At 71.1% G+C, this 18,299-nt stretch carries 18 protein-coding genes; 8 read left to right on the forward strand and 10 right to left on the reverse strand.

From position 1 onward, the window contains the following. Window position 1 precedes the first annotated feature (1 nt). Window positions 2-676 (reverse strand): ABC transporter permease, encoded by a 675-nt coding sequence (locus OHT61_RS14515; RefSeq protein ID WP_329038534.1) that lies wholly within the window; start codon window positions 674-676, stop codon window positions 2-4. 2 nt (window positions 677-678) lie between these two features. Continuing rightward, window positions 679-1,398, reverse strand: a complete 720-nt coding sequence (locus OHT61_RS14520) for an ABC transporter permease (RefSeq protein WP_329038536.1) — start codon at window positions 1,396-1,398, stop codon at window positions 679-681. A 141-nt stretch (window positions 1,399-1,539) separates the two neighbouring features. On the opposite strand from OHT61_RS14520, the gene OHT61_RS14525 reads away from it, so the two are divergent. The 6 genes from OHT61_RS14525 to OHT61_RS14550 all read left to right on the forward strand — a co-directional run bounded on the left by OHT61_RS14525 (window position 1,540) and on the right by OHT61_RS14550 (window position 6,107). Beyond that, on the forward strand, window positions 1,540-2,715 hold the full coding sequence (locus tag OHT61_RS14525) for a betaine/proline/choline family ABC transporter ATP-binding protein (protein ID WP_329038538.1): 1,176 nt from the start codon (window positions 1,540-1,542) through the stop codon (window positions 2,713-2,715). Window positions 2,716-3,052: 337 nt separating this feature from the next. Continuing rightward, the gene (folP, locus tag OHT61_RS14530; protein WP_329038540.1) at window positions 3,053-3,913 is read left to right on the forward strand and encodes a dihydropteroate synthase; all 861 of its coding nucleotides are present in this window, start codon (window positions 3,053-3,055) and stop codon (window positions 3,911-3,913) included. Continuing rightward, the gene (locus OHT61_RS14535) at window positions 3,910-4,392 is read left to right on the forward strand and encodes a nuclear transport factor 2 family protein (protein WP_329038542.1); all 483 of its coding nucleotides are present in this window, start codon (window positions 3,910-3,912) and stop codon (window positions 4,390-4,392) included. Before folP ends, OHT61_RS14535 begins: the two co-directional genes overlap by 4 nt. 192 nt (window positions 4,393-4,584) lie before the next feature. Next, on the forward strand, window positions 4,585-4,944 hold the full coding sequence (folB, locus tag OHT61_RS14540) for a dihydroneopterin aldolase (RefSeq protein ID WP_329038544.1): 360 nt from the start codon (window positions 4,585-4,587) through the stop codon (window positions 4,942-4,944). Next, complete coding sequence (gene folK, locus OHT61_RS14545) at window positions 4,941-5,552, forward strand: 2-amino-4-hydroxy-6-hydroxymethyldihydropteridine diphosphokinase (protein ID WP_329038545.1); 612 nt, start codon at window positions 4,941-4,943, stop codon at window positions 5,550-5,552. Before folB ends, folK begins: the two co-directional genes overlap by 4 nt. Before the next feature lie 69 nt (window positions 5,553-5,621). Further along, on the forward strand, window positions 5,622-6,107 hold the full coding sequence (locus tag OHT61_RS14550; protein ID WP_329038547.1) for a DUF3180 domain-containing protein: 486 nt from the start codon (window positions 5,622-5,624) through the stop codon (window positions 6,105-6,107). 59 nt (window positions 6,108-6,166) lie between these two features. On the opposite strand, the gene OHT61_RS14555 is transcribed toward OHT61_RS14550, so the two are convergent. From OHT61_RS14555 to dacB, 7 genes are all read right to left on the reverse strand, one after another. Beyond that, entirely contained in the window at window positions 6,167-6,517 is a 351-nt protein-coding gene (locus OHT61_RS14555) for a VOC family protein (RefSeq protein ID WP_329038549.1), read from the reverse strand. Window positions 6,518-6,621: 104 nt separating this feature from the next. Then, on the reverse strand, window positions 6,622-7,227 hold the full coding sequence (folE, locus tag OHT61_RS14560; protein WP_327117307.1) for a GTP cyclohydrolase I FolE: 606 nt from the start codon (window positions 7,225-7,227) through the stop codon (window positions 6,622-6,624). A 183-nt stretch (window positions 7,228-7,410) separates the two neighbouring features. Continuing rightward, window positions 7,411-9,459 carry an ATP-dependent zinc metalloprotease FtsH gene (gene ftsH, locus OHT61_RS14565; RefSeq protein WP_329038552.1) on the reverse strand — a complete coding sequence of 683 codons (2,049 nt, stop codon included), beginning with the start codon at window positions 9,457-9,459 and terminating at the stop codon, window positions 7,411-7,413. Window positions 9,460-9,669: 210 nt separating this feature from the next. Beyond that, complete coding sequence (gene hpt / locus OHT61_RS14570) at window positions 9,670-10,209, reverse strand: hypoxanthine phosphoribosyltransferase (RefSeq protein ID WP_329043257.1); 540 nt, start codon at window positions 10,207-10,209, stop codon at window positions 9,670-9,672. Between the two features lie 97 nt (window positions 10,210-10,306). Beyond that, on the reverse strand, window positions 10,307-11,380 hold the full coding sequence (gene tilS, locus OHT61_RS14575; protein WP_329038555.1) for a tRNA lysidine(34) synthetase TilS: 1,074 nt from the start codon (window positions 11,378-11,380) through the stop codon (window positions 10,307-10,309). Window positions 11,381-11,570: 190 nt separating this feature from the next. After that, window positions 11,571-12,716, reverse strand: a complete 1,146-nt coding sequence (locus OHT61_RS14580; RefSeq protein ID WP_329038556.1) for a zinc-dependent metalloprotease — start codon at window positions 12,714-12,716, stop codon at window positions 11,571-11,573. Window positions 12,717-12,764: 48 nt separating this feature from the next. Further along, window positions 12,765-14,249 carry a D-alanyl-D-alanine carboxypeptidase/D-alanyl-D-alanine endopeptidase gene (gene dacB / locus OHT61_RS14585; RefSeq protein ID WP_329038558.1) on the reverse strand — a complete coding sequence of 495 codons (1,485 nt, stop codon included), beginning with the start codon at window positions 14,247-14,249 and terminating at the stop codon, window positions 12,765-12,767. Window positions 14,250-14,335: 86 nt separating this feature from the next. Between dacB and OHT61_RS14590 the strand changes: the two genes are divergently transcribed. Then, entirely contained in the window at window positions 14,336-14,830 is a 495-nt protein-coding gene (locus tag OHT61_RS14590) for an inorganic diphosphatase (RefSeq protein WP_018959738.1), read from the forward strand. A 197-nt stretch (window positions 14,831-15,027) separates the two neighbouring features. Then, window positions 15,028-16,743, forward strand: coding sequence for a threonine/serine ThrE exporter family protein (locus OHT61_RS14595; protein ID WP_329038560.1), 1,716 nt, complete (start codon window positions 15,028-15,030; stop codon window positions 16,741-16,743). A gap of 60 nt (window positions 16,744-16,803) precedes the next feature. Here the strand turns inward: OHT61_RS14595 and OHT61_RS14600 are convergent, their stop codons facing one another. Next, entirely contained in the window at window positions 16,804-18,264 is a 1,461-nt protein-coding gene (locus OHT61_RS14600) for a DedA family protein (protein ID WP_329038562.1), read from the reverse strand. Window positions 18,265-18,299: the final 35 nt, after the last annotated feature.

Below are 18,299 nucleotides of genomic sequence, written 5' to 3' on the forward strand. Positions count from 1 at the left end.
TCTACACGGTCCGGCGGCGGCGCAGAGGCGACAGCAGCCGGTCCAGCGCCACGAGAACGCCCTCGACCACCAGGGCCAGGAGGGCGACGAGCACAGCACCGGCGAAGACCTGTGCCGTGTCGTAGGTGTTGAATCCGGCGGTGATGATCCGCCCCAGGCCGCCGAGGCCGACCATGGCCGCGATCGACGCGGTGGCGACCACCTGGACGGCGGCGGACCGCAGGCCGGTCATGATCATCGGGTAGGCCAGGGGGAGCTCGACCCGCAGGAAGAGCTGCGCACCCGACATCCCCATGCCGCGCGCGGCCTCCCGCACCGACCGGTCCACCTCGGTCATGCCGACGTAGGCGTTGGTCAGCAGGGGCGGGACGGCGAACAGCACCAGGGCGATGACGGTGGGCAGGTAACCGGAGTTGCGCAGGGGCGTCAGCATGAAGAGCGCCAGCACCGCGAACACCGGGACCGCGCGGCCCACGTTGGACACGTTGACCGCGAGCGCGCCGCCCCGGCCCGAGTGCCCCAGGTACAGCGCGACCGGCAGGGCGATGGCGCAGGCCACCGCGAGGGCGAGCCCGCTGACGTACAGGTGCTCGCCCAGCCGCTGCGCCGCGCCGCCGTCCCCCGACCAGTTGGCACCGGTGGTGAGCCAGGTCCAGGCCTCTCCTACGACTCCCATGGTCAGCCGGCCTCCGTCGTGACGATGCCCGGCCCGCCGGGCGCCCCTGCGGGCCTCCGTATCCGGGTCCAGGGCGTGAGCAGGCGCTGGAGGCCCAGCAGCAGCAGATCGGCGGCCACCGCGAGCAGCACGCAGAGCACGGACGCGGTGAGCACCTGGGCCTTGAAGAAGCTCGGCAGCGCGTCCTCGATGAGGTTCCCGAGTCCGCCCTTGCCGACCAGCGAGCCGACCGTGGTCAGCGCGACCGTCGACACGGTGGCGATCCGCAGACCGGCCATCAGCGCGGGCAGCGCGAGGGGGAGCTCCACCTCCCACAGGAGACGGGCCGGCCCGTAGCCCATGCCCTTCGCCGCCTCCTTGGCCTCCTCGGGCACGGCTTCGAGGCCGGCGAGGATGTTGCGCACGAGGATCGTCAGCGAGTAGAGCACCAGGCCCGTGACGACGAGCGCCGCCGAGAGCCCGAAGACCGGCAGCAGCAGCGAGAACATCGCCAGCGACGGCACGGTGTAGAGCACCGTCGTCAGGCCCAGCACGGGTCCGGCGAAATGCCGGCCCCTGCGCGCGAGCAGCGCGAGCGGAAATGCCACCGCGAGACCGATCAGCACGGAAGCCGCCGTGATCCAGATGTGCTGGAGCGTGGCATCCGTCAACTCATGGCTGCGGGAACGCAGATACTCACCGCAGATCCAGTCGTTCGCCACCAGGCAGTTCTGCTCGGACATCCGTCCCCACCTCCTGTTCACCCGTGCGACGCCCTCGCGGCTCCGGTCCCCGGTGACCCTATCCTCGACCACCGACAATCGCCGAGGCTGTCGTATTCCGGCAACATGGCCTTCACAGAACCCGCGTCACAATGGGGAATCATGATCCGTTTCGAGCACGTCACCAAGCGGTACGCGGACGGCACCACCGCCGTCGACGGCCTTTCCTTCGAGGTCGCCGAGGGTGAACTGGTCACGCTCGTCGGACCTTCCGGCTGCGGCAAGACGACCACCATGAAGATGGTGAACCGCCTGATCGAACCGACCGAGGGCCGGATATTCCTCGACGGGGACGACATATCGGCCATCGACCCCGTCCAACTCCGCCGCCGTATCGGTTATGTCATCCAGCAGGTGGGACTCTTCCCGCACAAGACGGTCCTGGAGAACACCGCGACCGTTCCGCATCTACTCGGCTGGAAGCGGGGAAAGGCGCGGGAACGCGCCGCCGAACTGCTGGACCTCGTCGGACTCGATCCGTCCGTTTACGGCGGCCGCTATCCGGAGCAGCTCTCGGGCGGCCAGCGCCAACGCGTGGGTGTGGCGCGGGCGCTCGCCGCGGATCCGCCGGTTCTCCTGATGGACGAGCCTTTCGGAGCGGTCGACCCGGTCGTACGGGAAAGGCTGCAGAACGAATTCCTGAAACTGCAGGCGCGCGTGCGCAAGACCGTGCTCTTCGTCACGCACGACATCGAGGAGGCCGTCCGGCTCGGCGACCGCATCGCCGTGTACGGCCAGGGCCGCATCGAGCAGTTCGACACCCCCGCCACGGTGCTCGGGGCGCCGGCCACCCCGTACGTCGCCGATTTCGTCGGCGCCGACCGGGGGCTCAAGCGGCTCTCGGTCACGCCCATCGAGGAGAGCGACCTGGAACAGCCCCCGGTCGTCCACCTCGACGACTCCCTGGCGAGGGCGACGGAGCGGCTGCGGGCGGACGGTGCCCGCTGGGCCGTCGTGCTGGACGGCAAGGACGAGCTGCACGGCTGGATCCCCGCCGGCGACGCCCTGACGGCCAAGGGCACGGTCCGCGAGCACGCGCGGCGCATGGAGGCCTGGCTGCCGCTCGGCGCGCCCCTCAAGCAGGCCTTCTCGACGATGCTCCAGCACGACGCGGGCTGGATAGCCGTCATCGACGAGGCGGGCGCGGGCCGCTTCCTCGGCGTACTCACCCCGGCGCGCCTGCACGAGGCGTTGCGCCGGTCCATCGACGCGGACGCGCAGGACGTGCCCCGTGCCGAGGTCGCCGTGGAGACGGTGGCCGGCGTCGGCGCCCCCTGAGGTCCGCCCCCGTGCGCCGGACCCCGCGTCCATCCGGCTGAAATCCCGCGCGTGGAATCCGGTGCGTGACGGCGGCGGACGGGGCCCGGCCGGGCGGGCGCCGTCTCCGGGCCGCCGGGGGCCCGTGTCCGGCACGGCCCGGCCGGACGCTTCCCGGGCGTACGGGCTGTCCCGCCGGCCCTTGGCGGATCGGCGCGCGGCGGCGGATGCGGTGCATCGCACGGCGGAGGGACGTCCGCGTACGGGATGTGTCCGGGCGCTCCGACAACGCGGCGAGGTGCCGTAGCCGTCGTCGCGCGCCCACCGGGGATGACGGCCCGGCCCTTACGCTGGTCGTATGAGTACGTTGCGAGGACGGGGCACAGTGCGGGGCCTGCCGGAGTGGGACCGCTGCGCGGTCATGGGAGTCGTCAACGTGACGCCCGACTCCTTCTCCGACGGCGGCCACTGGTTCGACACCACGGCGGCGATCAAGCACGGCCTCGAACTGGTGGCCGAAGGTGCGGATCTGGTCGACGTCGGCGGCGAGTCGACCCGCCCGGGCGCGAGCAGGGTGGACGAGGCGGAGGAGCTGCGGCGGGTGATTCCCGTCGTACGGGGACTCGCGTCCGAAGGCGTCACGGTCTCCGTCGACACCATGCGGGCCGGCGTCGCCGAGCAGTCCGTCGCCGCCGGCGCCGCCCTGGTCAACGACGTGAGCGGAGGCCTCGCGGACCCGGGCATGATCCCGGTGGTCGCCGACGCCGGGGTGCCGTTCGTCGTCATGCACTGGCGCGGCTTCAGCGAGTCGATGAACAGCCGCGCGGTCTACGGGGACGTCGTGGGCGAGGTCGTCGCCGAGCTCCGCGCCCGGATGGAGGCCGTGATCGACGGCGGGGTGGACCCCGAGAGGCTCGTGATCGACCCCGGGCTCGGCTTCGCCAAGGACGCCGCCCAGGACCTGGCGCTGGTCGCCCACCTCGACCGGCTCCACGACCTGGGCCGGCCGCTGCTCGTCGCCGCCTCCCGCAAGCGGTTCCTCGGCCACGTCCTGGCCGACGAGGGAGGGACCCCTCCACCGGCGAGGGAACGCGACGCCGCGACGGCCGCCGTCTCGGCGCTCTCCGCCGGGGCGGGCGCCTGGGCGGTCCGGGTCCACGACGTACGGCCCACCGCGGACGCGGTGCGGGTGGCGCGCGCGGTCGAGGGAGCAGCGTGAGCGCCCCGCGGGACGAGCACGAGGCCGCCGCGGCCGACATCGCGGCGGTCGAACAGGCCAACACCGCCTTCTACGAGGCGATGGAACGCGGCGACCTCGACGAGCTCTCGGCCCTGTGGCTGCCCGGCGAGGACCTCACCGTCTCCTGCGTCCACCCCGGCTGGCCGGTGCTGACGGGCCGCGGCGAGGTGCTGCGGAGCTACGCGCTCATCATGGCGGACACCGAGTACATCCAGTTCTTCCTGACCGATGTCGGCGTCTCGATGACCGGCGACACCGCCCTGGTGACCTGCACCGAGAACATCCTGAGCGGTGGCCCCGCCGAGGAGGGCAACGACCTGGGCCCGCTCGTCGGACAGCTCGTCGTCGCCACCAACGTGTTCCGCCGCACACCGGACGGCTGGAAGCTCTGGTCGCACCACGGCTCACCCGTACTGGCGGATACGGGCGAGGAGGACGAAGCGGACCCGGCCTCCTGACCTGCCGGGACACCACAGCGATGATTGGGCTTCCCGATCACCGGGTATACGCGGCTACCAGCCCCTGCCGGGCCACCCGCACGCCCCGCGGGCAGGAGCTGTCGGTGCCCGCGGGTAGATTCGACAGACGGTACCCCTCCGCCCGCACGCGGCCGGGTGCCTCCGGAGACGAGAACAGCAGGAGTGATTCGCGTGGATCGTGTCGCGCTGCGCGGCCTCAAGGCCCGTGGACACCACGGTGTCTTCCCGAAGGAACGCGAAGAGGGGCAGACCTTCATCGTGGACCTGGTGCTCGGCCTCGACACCCGCCCCGCGGCAGCCGCGGACGACCTCACCAAGACGGTCCACTACGGCGTGGTGGCGGAGGAGGTCGTCGACGTCGTCAGGGGTGAGCCCGTCGACCTGATCGAGACCCTCGCGGAACGCATCGCGCAGCAGTGCCTCAAGCACGAGGGGGTCCAGGAGGTCGAGGTCGTCGTCCACAAGCCGGACGCGCCGATCACGGTCCCCTTCGACGACGTGACCATCACCATCACCCGGAGCCGAGCATGACTGCATTTTCCACCGAGGGGCAGAGCGACCCGACCGTCCAGCCGGTTCCCACGTCCGTGGTCGAGCAGGTCGACGCGGCGGACGTCACCCTCTCCAACCCGAAACGGGCCGTGATCTCCCTCGGCTCCAACCTCGGCAACCGGCTCGAGACGCTCCAGGGCGCCATCGACGCCCTGGAGGACACCCCCGGCCTGCGGGTCAAGGCGGTGTCCCCGGTCTACGAGACCGAACCCTGGGGCGTCGACCCCGGCTCCCAGCCGTCGTACTTCAACGCGGTGATCGTGGTGAAGACGACCCTGCCCCCGTCCTCGTTGCTGGAGCGCGGTCAGGCCATCGAGGAGGCCTTCGACCGGGTGCGCGAGGAGCGCTGGGGACCGCGCACCATCGACGTCGACATCGTGTCGTACGCCGACGTGGTCTCCGACGACCCGCTGCTCACCCTCCCTCACCCGCGGGCCCACGAGCGCGCCTTCGTCCTCGCCCCGTGGCACGACGTGGATCCGGAGGCACAGCTGCCGGGTGCGGGCACGGTCGCCGATCTGCTGAACGGTGTCGGACGCGACGGGGTGCTTCCGCGGCCCGACCTGGAACTCCGTCTCCCCGAGTAGTCGTTAGGCTCAAGGACGGACACGGCCGACGGGCGACACGGGCCACGGCAGCGAAGGGCGGCACTCTCGGTGAAGCAACTACGGCTCAGGCTGCTGGTCGGCCTCTTCGTCGGAGCCGGTGTGCTGTCCTGGGCGGCGGCCCGCCTCTGGGATGCCCTGGGCACCCTCCCGAGCGTGCCACTCGCCGCGCCCATCGTGCTGGCCGCGATCGCCGTGGTGCTGCTCGCCGCGGCCCTGTCCATCCGGGCCCGGCTGCGCGCGCAGCGGGAGCGCCGGCCCGGCGCGAAGGGCGTGGAACCGCTGATGGCGGCGCGCGCCCTCGTCTTCGGGCAGGCGAGCGCACTCGTCGCCCCGCTGGTTGCCGGACTCTACGGCGGCACGGGCGTCTTCCTGCTCGGCTCCCTCGACGTACCGCCGCGGCGCGACCAGGCCATCTACGCGGGCTTCGCGGTCCTCGCCGGGGCCGCGGTCGTCGCCGCCGCGTTCTTCCTGGAGCGCGTCTGCAGGCTTCCGGACGACAAGGACGACGACCGGCACGGCGCTCAGGCCGCCTGAGGCGTACCGCTTGCCGGTCCGCGAGCTCAGGATGCGGACCGGGGGCGTTCCGGGGGCTCTCAGACGGCCACCGGGTTCTCGATCAGGGTGACCCGGTTGCCGTCGGGGTCGTGGAGGGCTGCGAAGCGGACGCGCCCCGCACCCGGCTGGGTCCCGCCGGCGGTGATCCCCCGGCCTGCGAGCTCCGAGAGCGCCCGGTCCAGATCGTCGACCGCCAGGTTCACCAGGGCACCACCCGCGTGCTCCGGCGAGCGGAAGACCTGGAGCCAGGCGTCCGGGGAGATGTGCCAGTCCGCCAGCCCGTCCATGGGCCTGGTGTCCGCCGGGCGCCCGAAAAGCCGCTCGTACCACTCGAGCGCGGGCCCGAAGTCCGTGACGGGCGCCACCGCGAGTACCTGTGTGAAGGACATGGGAGGTCCTTTCCGTGTGGGTGTGGCCTCTCGGCCACCGTCACTACGGTCGACTCCCTCCGCCGCCCGAACTCATCGGAACGACACGCGCCCGCCGCCCCGCGTCAGCGCGCCATGATGAGGCTCATCGCCTCGGCCCGCGTGGCGGAGTCCCGCAGCTGCCCGCGCACCGCAGAGGTGATGGTCTTCGCCCCCGGCTTGCGGATGCCCCGCATGGACATGCACATGTGTTCGCACTCGACGACCACGATGACCCCGCGCGGCTCCAGGATCGCCATCAGCGACTCGGCGATCTGCGTGGTCAGCCGCTCCTGCACCTGGGGCCGCCGGGCGTAGACGTCGACCAGACGGGCCAGCTTGGACAGTCCCGTGATCTTGCCGCTCGTCGCCGGGATGTACCCGACGTGCGCGACCCCCCGGAAGGGCACCAGGTGGTGCTCGCAGGTGCTGAACACCTCGATGTCCTTGACCAGCACCATCTCGTCGTGGCCGAGGTCGAACGTCGTGGTCAGCACGTCCTCGGGTTCCTGGTGGAGACCCGCGAATATCTCCTTGTACGCACGCGCCACCCGGCCCGGAGTCTCCCGCAGCCCTTCGCGGTCCGGGTCCTCTCCGACGGCGATGAGAAGCTCCCGTACGGCGGACTCGGCCCTCTTCTCGTCGAACACGCCGATCGAACCCTGGCCGTCCAGCGTCACCGGATCGGTCATCTGTGCCTCGTTCCTCTGTGCAGTCACATGCGCCGGCCCGCCCGGACTCACTGAACACGGCAGGCACTGCGCGGGCCGTACGAAAAAGCCGCGCCCCCACAGGCTAGAACCTGGGGGGCGCGGCTTCCATTCCGGGCCGGGTACCGCCCCCGTGACGGGGGCCACAACCGGATCGGTCCGGGACTAGTTCTCGGGACGGTCCTCGGGAAGGGCCTCGGTGGACGTGCCGCTGTTCTTCGACATGTCCGTCGGGGCGATCTCCGGGGTGGCCGAACCGTTGGCGCTGCCGTTGGTGAGGGCCAGCTCCTTGGGCGAGAGCACCGGCGGACGCGTCGACGGGGTACGCCGGGCGGAGCCGGTCCACGCCGGGCGGGCCGGACGCTTCACGATCGGAGCGAAGATCTCGGCGATCTGCTCCTTGCCGAGCGTCTCCTTCTCGAGAAGCTCGAGGACCAGGGCGTCGAGGATGTCGCGATTCTCGACGAGGATCTCCCACGCGTCGTTGTGCGCGGTCTCGATGAGCTTCTTGACCTCTTCGTCGACGAGCGCCGCGACTTCTTCCGAGTAGTCGCGCTGGTGGCCCATCTCGCGGCCCACGAACGGCTCGGTGTTGTCGCCGCCGAACTTGATCGCGCCCAGACGCTCGGTCATGCCGTACTGCGTGACCATCGCGCGGGCCGTGGCGGTGGCCTTCTCGATGTCGTTCGCAGCGCCGGTCGTCGGGTCGTGGAAGACCAACTCCTCGGCCGCACGCCCGCCCAGCATGTACGCCAGCTGGTCGAGCATCTCGTTGCGGGTCGTGGAGTACTTGTCCTCCTCCGGGAGCACCATCGTGTAACCGAGGGCGCGGCCGCGGGAGAGGATCGTGATCTTGTGGACCGGGTCCGACTGGGGTGAAGCCGCCGCGACCAGGGCGTGTCCGCCCTCGTGGTACGCGGTGATCTTCTTCTCCTTCTCGGACATGATCCGGGTCCGCTTCTGCGGGCCCGCCACGACGCGGTCGATGGCCTCGTCGAGCATGGCGTTGTCGATCAGCTTCTTGTTGCTGCGCGCCGTGAGGAGCGCCGCTTCGTTCAGCACGTTCGACAGGTCGGCACCGGTGAAGCCGGGCGTACGGCGCGCGACCGCGTTGAGGTCGACGTCCTCCGTGACCGGCTTGCCCTTCTTGTGCACCTTGAGGATCTCGAGGCGGCCCTGCATGTCCGGCCGGTCGACGGCGATCTGCCGGTCGAAGCGTCCGGGACGCAGCAGCGCCGGGTCCAGGATGTCCGGCCGGTTCGTGGCGGCGATCAGGATGACGCCGCCCTTCACGTCGAAGCCGTCCATCTCCACGAGCAGCTGGTTGAGAGTCTGCTCGCGCTCGTCGTGACCGCCGCCCATCCCGGCACCGCGGTGCCGGCCGACGGCGTCGATCTCGTCGACGAAGACGATCGCCGGAGCGTTCGCCTTGGCCTGCTCGAAGAGGTCGCGGACACGGGAGGCACCGACACCGACGAACATCTCGACGAAGTCGGAACCGGAGATCGAGTAGAACGGCACGCCCGCCTCACCCGCGACGGCGCGGGCCAGCAGCGTCTTGCCGGTACCGGGAGGCCCGTACAGCAGGACACCCTTGGGAATCTTGGCGCCGACGGCCTGGAACTTCGCCGGCTCCTGGAGGAATTCCTTGATCTCGTAGAGTTCCTCGACGGCCTCGTCCGACCCCGCCACATCGGCGAACGTCGTCTTCGGCGTGTCCTTGGTGATCAGCTTCGCCTTGGACTTGCCGAACTGCATGACCTTGGAACCGCCGCCCTGCATCTGATTCATCAGAAACAGGAAGACGACCACGATCAGTACGAAGGGCAGCAGGGAGAGAAGGATCGAGACGAACGGGGACTGCTTCGACGGCGAGACGGTGTAACCCTTCTCGATGTCACCGCTCTCGAACTTCTTCTGCAGCGTGTCGGCGAGCTGAACGCCCTGGTTGCCGATGTAGCTCGCCTGGAACTTGCTGCCGGACTCGCCCTGGAGCTTCTGCTTGTCCTTCAGCTCGATCTTGAGGATTTGTTCGTCACCGGTGGTCAGCTTGGCCTGCTCCACCTGGTTCTTGCTGATCGCCTGGATCACCTTGCCGGTGTCCACCGTCTTGTAGCCGCCGGACGAGCCGACGACCTGCATCAGCACGACCACGGCGAGGACGGCCAGCACGATCCACATGACCGGCCCACGGAAGTATCGCTTCACGTCCATCCATACGGAGCGAAGTCGCCCCGTCCCTCCTGCCCGTAGGTAAATGCTGCTGTGAGAAAAGAGTGTTCTTCGGACGGTACCCCAGCATTGTCACCCGCGACCGCAGGGGACGTCCGGCAAACCCGTCTTCGAAGGCTCCAACGGACCGAACGCCGCGAGTGTTCCCGGGAGTCCGGCCGGGTTCGGCCGGGCCCCCTGGGGCCCGGTGTCTCAGCCTCCGTAGACGTGCGGGGCCAGCGTGCCGACGAAGGGGAGGTTGCGGTACTTCTCGGCGTAGTCCAGGCCGTAACCGACGACGAACTCGTTGGGAATGTCGAAGCCGACCCACTGCACGTCGATCGCGACCTTCGCCGCGTCCGGCTTGCGGAGCAGGGTGCAGACCTCGAGGCTCGCGGGTTCGCGCGAGCCGAGGTTGGCCAGGAGCCAGGACAGCGTCAGACCGGAGTCGATGATGTCCTCGACGATCAGGACGTGCTTGCCCTTGATGTCGGTGTCGAGGTCCTTGAGGATCCGGACGACGCCCGAGGACTGGGTGCCCGCGCCGTACGACGAGACGGCCATCCAGTCCATGGTGACGGGGGTGGACAGCGCGCGGGCCAGATCCGCCATGACCATCACCGCGCCCTTGAGCACGCCGACGATGAGCAGGTCCTTGCCCGCGTACTCCGCGTCGATCTTCGCTGCCAGCTCCACGAGCTTCGCGTCGATCTCTTCCTTGGTGAGGAGCACCGACTGGAGGTCGGTGCCCATGTCCTTCTCGTTCACCCGCGTCTCTTTCTCTGCCTGCCGCTCCGGACTGTTCCCCGGGCCGGACCGGCGTCTCGCCTGCACTTCAGCCGCTTGCGCATCAGCTCTGCCGGATGACCAGTCTGCCACCCTGGCGCCGGACCTCGACGCGGCCGGGCAGGTTGATGCCGCCCTGGCCCCGCCAGCCGGTGATCAGCCGGTCGACTTCCTCGATGTGGCGGGCGAAGAGCGAACCCGCCGGTGACCCGGCGTCGATGACCGCCCGGCGCAGCACCCGGCGGCGGACCGCGGGGGGCAGGACCGAGAGCTTGGCGCACTCCAGCCGCCCGGCGTCGTCCAGGACCGAGCGGGCGGCCTCGGTGGCCCAGGTGTCGAGCGCGTCGGCGTCGTCGCGGGAGAGCTGTGCCGTGCGGGCGAGGGCCTCCACCACTCCCTTGCCCAGCGCCTTCTCCAGGGCGGGCAGGCCTTCGTGGCGGAGCCGGGAGCGGGTGTAGGCGGGGTCGATGTTGTGGGGGTCGTCCCAGACGGGGATCGACTGGACCAGGCAGGCCTTGCGGGCGGTCTGCCGGTCGAGCTGGAGGAAGGGCCGGCGGTAGCGGCCGGCGGGGCCGGAGGCGGCGGCCATCCCGGAGAGCGAGCGGATGCCGGAGCCGCGGGCGAGGCCCAGCAGCACGGTCTCGGCCTGGTCGTCACGGGTGTGCCCGAGGAGGACGGCGGCGGCTCCGTGACGCTCGGCGGCGTCGTCCAGGGCGGCGTAGCGGGCGTCACGGGCGGCGGCTTCCGGTCCGCCGTCGCGGCCCACCCGCACGGCGACGGCCTCGACTGGGTCGAGGTGCATCTCGGCGAGCCGGGCGACGACCTCGTCGGCCCGGAGGTCCGAGCCGGGCTGGAGGTTGTGGTCGACGGTGATGCCGCCGGCGCGGACCGGGAGTTTGCGCGACTCGAAGGCGAGGGCGGAGGCGAGGGCCATGGAGTCGGCTCCGCCGGAACAGGCGACGAGCACCAGCGGGGTGTCGGGCCGGTCGGGGAGCGCGGAACGCCTGCCGCCCGTGCCGGCCTCGGCGAGCTCGGCGTGGCCGGTCTGCCCGGCGTGACGGTTGTGTTCGGTGACGACGTCGTGGAGTACGCGGCGGACCGCCAGGCGTATCGCCGCGACCGCAGGATGGGGACCCATGTCCGGTGCCCTTCGGGTGAGGTTTTGGGGGGCGCCTCGGAGCGTGGCCGGGACGGGGTCCCGTCACTCAGAGTGCGTCGATGGTGACAGAGCCAAGCTGTCCATCGAGCATTGCACGCCTTCCCATGCCCCCATGGTCCCTCGGATGGGTGATAAGAGGGTCAATCTCGTGCATCCCGAGGGCCCGTGATCACGAATCCGTCCTACGGTGCACCCGCGCCACCCAGTCCGCCGGAGCGGCGATCTCGGCCTTCGTGGGAAGGGTGTTGGGCGACGTCCACACCCGGTTGAAGCCGTCCATGCCGACCTCCCCGACGACGGCCCGGACGAACTTCTCGCCGTCGCGGTACTGCCTCAGCTTCGCGTCCAGTCCCAGGAGCTTGCGCAGCGCCATGTCGAGCCGGCTCGCCCCGCGTGCCCTGCGCTGCTGGAACTTCTCCCTGATCTCGGCGACGGAGGTCACCACGTCGGGGCCCACGCCGTCCATGACGAAGTCCGCGTGGCCTTCGAGCAGGGACATCACCGCAGTGAGCCGCCCCAGGATCTCGCGCTGGGCGGGCGTCTGGACGAGCTCGACGAGGCTGCGGCCGCCGTCGTCGCCCTCCTCCCCCCGCTCGCCCTCGGGACGGCTGCCCCCGGAGAAGGTCTGCACGGCCTCCCGGAGGCGTTCGAGGACGGTCGTCGGGTCGACGTCGGTCTCGTCGAGGAAGGACTGGATCTCGCCCCGGAGGTGGTCCCGCAGCCAGGGGACCCCGGTGAACTGGGTGCGGTGGGTCTCCTCGTGGAGGGCCACCCAGAGCCTGAAATCGTGCGGGTCGACCCCGAGTTCACGCTCGACGTGGACGATGTTCGGAGCCACGAGCAGCAGCCTGCCGCCGCCCTTGGACGACGCGGGGAACTCCCGGGTGGCCGGGGCGAACGTCTCGTACTGCCCGAGGACCCGGGAGGCGAGGAACGACAGCAGCATCCCCAGTTCGACACCGGTCACCTTGCCGCCGACCGCGCCGATCACGGCTCCGCCGGGGCCCGTGCCGCGGCGGGTCTGCATCTTCGACAGCAGCGGGCTCAGCAGTTCGCGGAACCCCGCGACGTTGGCCCTGATCCACCCGGCCCGGTCGACGACCAGGACCGGCGTGTCCTCGGGCTCGTGGCCCTCCGGGATCATCCGCGTGAACGAACGGACGTGTTCCTCCGAGGCCTTGGCGTGCCGGCGGAGTTCGGCGACGACGGCGCGGGCCTCCTCACGGCTGATCTCGGGACCCGGCCGTACGAACCTGGTCGCGGTCGCGACCGCGAGATTCCAGTCGACCATCTCGGCACCACCGATGCTCGTCATGCGTCAACCGTACGTGAGGCGGTCGCCCCGTGGTGGGGTGTCAGCCGCTCACCGGGTGCCTTTGACGAGTGCGGTGGCCAGTGCGTCCAGGGATGCCTGTGCGCCGTCCGGCGACGTGGTGCCCGAGGCCAGGAAGGCGAAGGCGAGGAGCCGGCCCTTCGCGTCGACCACGGTGCCGGCGAGGCTGTTGACCCCGGTCAGGGTGCCCGTCTTGGCCCGGATCAGGCCGGTGCCGCCGGACGTGGGCGTGTAGCGGGCGCCGAGGGTCCCGCTGAATCCGGCGACGGGCAGGCCCGTGAGCACCGTGCGCAGCTCCGGGTGGCCGGGATCGGCCGCGCGGGCGAGCAGCCCGGCCAGGAGGCCCGCCGTCACCTTGTCGGCCCGGTCGAGACCGCTGCCGTCGGCGAGGGCGGCGCCGGCCATCGGCAGCCCGAGCGCCTTCAGCCGGGCGGTGACGGCGCGGCGGCCTCCGGCGAAGGAGGCGGGCTCCCCGGCCTTCAGGGCGGTCTGACGGGCCAGGGCTTCGGCGATGTCGTTGTCGCTGTTGGTCAGGGCGCGTTCGACGAGCGCGGACAGCGGCTTCGACAGGTGGGTCGCCACGGTCCGCGAGCCCGCCACCACCCGTCCGGGCGAAGGCGCGGAGCGGGTGGCGACGCCCGCCTCCTCCAGCGCGGCGGCGAAGGTGTCCGCGGTGTCACCGGCGGGATCGTCCGTGCGGGGCGCGGGTCCCCGGTCGCTGCCGTCGAGACGGCCCTCGTCGGTCATGAGTGCGCTGACGGGGGCGATGTTCTCGTTGGGGCCGATGGGGTGCAGCCCGGGGCCGGAGTAGCGCGAGGTGTCATACGTCAGCCGGACGGGTCCGGCCCCGGCGTCCCGCAGCGCGCGCGCCGCGTCGGCGGCCAGGGAGCGCAGGGCCGTCCGGTCGAGCGTGGGATCGCCGCCGCCCACGAGGGTGAGGGTGCGGGCGTCCGGTGACACCCGGACCGTCGTGGCGATGCGGTGGCCGGGCCCCAGGGCCGACAGGGCGGCGGCGGTCGTGGCGATCTTCACCGTGGACGCGGGGGTCATCGGGGTCCTGGCTCCGCGGGCGTACAGCTGTTTGCCGGTCGCCGCGTCGATGACCACCGCGGTGCGCACGGTGCCGAGGTCGGGTACGTCCAACAGGGGGGTGAGCACGGCCTCCAGGCCCTTCACCCCGGCCGGCGTGGTGAGACCCGCCGTGTCGCCCAGAGCGCTCAGGACGGCGGGGGCGCTGGCCGCGGGGGCGGGTCCGTCGAGCGGGTCACCCTGGTGATGTACGCCACCTGAGTGCCGCTCGACGGCCGCACGGTCCCGCTCGGCCTTACGCTGACCGGAGTCCCAGGGGCCTGCGGCCAGCACGGCACCGGCTGCGACCACCAGGCCGAGCGCCGCGGAGCCTGCGACGAGCAGACGGTCCCCGGACGCGCCCCCGCGCTTCAGGAAGTGCGGGACTTTCCACCCGCCCCACCTGTTCGGCGGTTCCTCCGTCGGTTTACGCACCGGCTCGGCCACCGTTGACCAGCCCCTTTCGCGAGCACTCGTCTGCGTGAGGGACACTTAACCACCAGTCGTATGTGTTGATCATGGAGGAGCCACCCGTGGAGTTCGACGTCACCATCGAGATCCCGAAGGGTTCGCGGAACAAGTACGAGGTGGACCACGAGACCGGTCGGATCCGCCTGGACCGTCGACTCTTCACCTCGACCAGCTACCCGGCCGACTACGGCTTCGTCGAGAACACCCTCGGCGAGGACGGCGACCCGCTGGACGCGCTGGTCATCCTGGACGAGCCGACCTTCCCCGGATGCCTCATCAAGTGCCGCGCCATCGGCATGTTCCGGATGACCGACGAGGCGGGCGGCGACGACAAGCTGCTGTGCGTCCCCGCGTCCGACCCCCGGGTGGAGCACCTCCGGGACATCCACCACGTCTCGGAGTTCGACCGCCTGGAGATCCAGCACTTCTTCGAGGTCTACAAGGACCTGGAGCCGGGCAAGTCCGTCGAGGGCGCCGACTGGGTCGGCCGCACCGAGGCCGAGGCCGAGATCGAGGCCTCCTACAAGCGCCTCGAGGCGCAGGGCGGCGCACACTGACGTGATCCTTCCGGTTCCGCTTGACGGCGGGACGGCAGGCATCGCGGAGCTCGGGCCCGACCAGGCCCGCTGACCGGGTTACCGACGGGCGGCACACCTTCACCGGTGTGCCGCCCGTCGTGCGTGACGGCCCATGTCCGTGCACATACTGGGCAGAAGCGCTCCCAGGACGGGCGGTCGAGAAGGAACGAGGTCGAGTGGTGGCGGAACAGGGCGGTCCTGAGGACCAGAAGCCCCAGTCCGACGAGGCACGCAGCGCCTTCGTCCCGCCGGCCGGTATGGAGCAGCCGACGGGCCCGCAGGACGACGACCACCCCACGTCGGAATTCGCCCTTCCGGCGGGTCTGCAGAACGATCCGTCGGCCTCGTCGGGATCAGGTCAGGGTTCCGGTTCCGGGCCGGGCGGCGGTTCGGCGTCCGACGCGCTGTCGTCCGCCTTCGTTCCGCCGAGCGGGTACAACGCGCAGCACCAGCCTCCCGCCTTCACTCCCGCGCACGGCATTCCGATGGTGCGGCTGACCAAGGAGGCCCCCTGGCAGGACCGGATGCGCACGATGCTGCGCATGCCGGTCTTCGACCGTCCGGCCCCCGAGATGGTGCAGAAGACCGACGACTCCGGTCCCGCCGTACCCCGGGTGCTCGACCTGACGCTCCGTATCGGGGAGCTGCTGCTCGCCGGTGGTGAGGGGGCGGAGGACGTCGAGGCCGCGATGTTCGCGGTGTCGCGCTCCTACGGACTCGACCGCTGCGAGCCGACGGTCACCTTCACGCTGCTGTCTATCTCGCACCAGCCGTCGCTGGTCGACGACCCGGTGACCGCGAGCCGGACGGTACGCCGACGGGGCACCGACTACACCCGGCTGGCCGCGGTGTTCCAGCTGATCGACGACATCACGACGGCGGAGCACGTCGAGGTCTCGCTGGAGGAGGCCTACCGCCGTCTCGCCGAGATCCGGCGCAACCGCCACCCCTATCCGGGGTGGGTCCTGACGGCCGCCGCCGGTGTCCTCGCCGGCTCGGCGTCGGTACTGGTCGGCGGCGGATTCCTGGTCTTCGTCGTGGCGGCGGCCGGCGCGATGCTCGGCGACCGGCTGGCCTGGCTCTGCGCGGGGCGCGGGCTGCCGGAGTTCTACCAGTTCACCGTGGCGGCCATGCCTCCGGCGGCGATGGGCATCCTGCTGACCCTCACCCATTCGACGGACATCCGGCCGTCCGCGGTGATCACCGGTGGCCTCTTCGCGCTGCTGCCGGGGCGGGCCCTCGTCGCCGGTGTGCAGGACGGACTGACCGGCTACTACCTCACCGCGGGGGCCCGGCTCCTGGAGGTCATGTACTTCTTCATCGGCATCGTGGCGGGGGTGCTGCTGATGCTCTACCTGGGTGTCCAGCTCGGCGCCCAGCTCAACCCGGAGGCACGGTTCGTGCCCAACGACCGGCCCGTGGTCCAGATCCTCGCCTCGATGGCCCTCACCCTGGCCTTCGCGATCCTGCTCCAGCAGGAACGCTCCACGGTCCTCGCCGTCACCCTCAACGGCGGCGTCGCCTGGATCATCTTCGGGGCGATGGCCCGCACCGGCGGCATCTCGCCGGTGGCGGCGACAGCGGTCGCGGCGGGTCTCGTCGGCCTCTTCGGCCAGCTGCTCTCCCGCTACCAGTACACCTCGTCGCTGCCGTACATCACCGCCGCGATCGGCCCGCTGCTGCCCGGTTCGGCGACGTACTTCGGTCTGCTGGGCGTGGCGCAGAACGAGGTGGACACCGGGCTCGCCTCGCTGTTCACCGCCGTGGCCACGGCGCTCGCCATCGCCATCGGGGTCAATCTGGGAAGTGAGATCTCCCGGCTGTTCATGCGCGTGCCGGGTGCCGTCGAGGGCCCGTCCCGCCGGGCGGCCAAGCGGACCAGGGGCTTCTGACGGACGAACGGCGCCCCGCTCCTGGGAGGGAGCGGGGCGCCGTTCACGGGGTGTTCCGGGTCAGCGGCCTTCCTGCCAGCCGTACCGGGCGGCGTCGTCCTGGCCGTCGCCGGGGCGCTCGCCTCGACGACCGGTGTCCTGGCCGCCGTAGGGACCGGCCTGACCGTCGCCGTACGGGCCGCTCCGGTCCGGGCCGCCGTACTGCCGGCCCGCGTCGCCGTACTGGCCCTGGGGACCGCCGCCGTACGGCGCTGCCTGGCCGTCGCCGTACGGACCCTGCTGAGGGGCGCCGTACTGACCCTGCTGGGCGCCGCCGTACTGGCCGCCCTGCCCGGCGGCGTACGGGTTCTGCTGCGGGGCGCCGTACTGACCCTGCTGGGGAGCGTCGTACTGACCCTGCTGGGGAGCGTCGTACTGACCCTGCTGCGGGGCGCCGTACTGGCCCGCCTGGCCGGAGCCGTACGGGTCCTGCTGCGGGGCGCCGTACGGACCCGGCTGGCCCGAGCCGTACTGGTCCTGCTGGGGGGCGGCGTACTGGCCGGCCTGACCCGAGCCGTACGGGTCCTGCTGCGGGGCGCCGTACTGACCCGCCTGGCCCGAGCCGTACGGGTCCTGCCGGCCTTGGCCGCCGTACTGGTCCTGCTGTCCGCCGCCGTACTGGCTGCCGCCGCTGCCGTACGGGTCTGCCGGGCCCGCGTCGTACCGGCCGCTGCCGTACGGGGCCGTCTGCCCGGCGTCGTACCGGCCGCCGTACGCGCCTGCCTGGGGGCCGCCGTCGTGCGGGCCGTTCCGGCCGTCGTCGAACGGGTCGGTGTGCCGGCCGTCCCCACCGTCGCCGTCCCCGTACGCGCCGTCGTCCGCGGAGCCCGCGCCGTCCTGCTGCCGCGCCGCGGCCTCCTTCCTGGACCGGCCGCGCGCCCGGAGGAACTCGATGATGATCGGCACCACGGAGACCAGGACGATCAGGATGAGGATCAGTTCGATGTGCTCGTGGACGAACGCGATCTTGCCGAGAGCGGCTCCGAGCAGCGTGACGCCGACGCCCCAGAGGACGCCTCCGATGATGTTGAACGTGATGAACGAGCGGTAGTTCATCCGGCTCACACCGGCGATGATCGGCGTGAACGTCCGGACGATGGGGACGAAACGGGCCAGCACCAGCGACTTCGGCCCGTACTTCTCGAAGAACTCGTGCGCCTTCTCGACGTTCTCCTGCTTGAAGAGACGGGAGTCCGGGCGCTTGAAGAGCGACGGCCCCACCTTCCGCCCGAAGAGGTAGCCGACCTGGTCGCCGATGATCGCCGCCAGCGCGACCAGCACGCAGACCAGCCACAGCGGGTACTTCAGATCGCCCGTGGTCACCAGGAGGCCCGTGGTGAACAGCAGGGAGTCGCCGGGCAGGAAGAACCCGATCAGCAGTCCGGACTCGGCGAACACGATGAGCAGGAGGCCCGGTAGCCCGAAGGTGTTGAGCAGGTAGTCCGGGTCCAGCCAGCTCGGGCCGAGCGCGATCGTATTCAAGGGTCCGGGCTCCAGGGTGGTCGGTGTGCGCGGCT

Source organism: Streptomyces sp. NBC_00178, assembly GCF_036206005.1.
Classification (GTDB): Bacteria; Actinomycetota; Actinomycetes; order Streptomycetales; family Streptomycetaceae; genus Streptomyces.

Bases quoted from the DNA above. Each gene is read 5' to 3' on its own strand.
- folK (WP_329038545.1), top strand. From the start codon at position 4,941: ATGACTGCATTTTCCACCGAGGGGCAGAGCGACCCGACCGTCCAGCCG.
- tilS (WP_329038555.1), bottom strand. From the start codon at position 11,380: ATGGGTCCCCATCCTGCGGTCGCGGCGATACGCCTGGCGGTCCGCCGC.
- folE (WP_327117307.1), bottom strand. From the start codon at position 7,227: ATGACCGATCCGGTGACGCTGGACGGCCAGGGTTCGATCGGCGTGTTC.
- OHT61_RS14525 (WP_329038538.1), top strand. From the start codon at position 1,540: ATGATCCGTTTCGAGCACGTCACCAAGCGGTACGCGGACGGCACCACC.
- OHT61_RS14520 (WP_329038536.1), bottom strand. From the start codon at position 1,398: ATGTCCGAGCAGAACTGCCTGGTGGCGAACGACTGGATCTGCGGTGAG.
- OHT61_RS14555 (WP_329038549.1), bottom strand. From the start codon at position 6,517: ATGTCCTTCACACAGGTACTCGCGGTGGCGCCCGTCACGGACTTCGGG.
- folP (WP_329038540.1), top strand. From the start codon at position 3,053: ATGAGTACGTTGCGAGGACGGGGCACAGTGCGGGGCCTGCCGGAGTGG.
- OHT61_RS14580 (WP_329038556.1), bottom strand. From the start codon at position 12,716: ATGACGAGCATCGGTGGTGCCGAGATGGTCGACTGGAATCTCGCGGTC.
- hpt (WP_329043257.1), bottom strand. From the start codon at position 10,209: ATGGGCACCGACCTCCAGTCGGTGCTCCTCACCAAGGAAGAGATCGAC.
- OHT61_RS14515 (WP_329038534.1), bottom strand. From the start codon at position 676: ATGGGAGTCGTAGGAGAGGCCTGGACCTGGCTCACCACCGGTGCCAAC.
- ftsH (WP_329038552.1), bottom strand. From the start codon at position 9,459: ATGGACGTGAAGCGATACTTCCGTGGGCCGGTCATGTGGATCGTGCTG.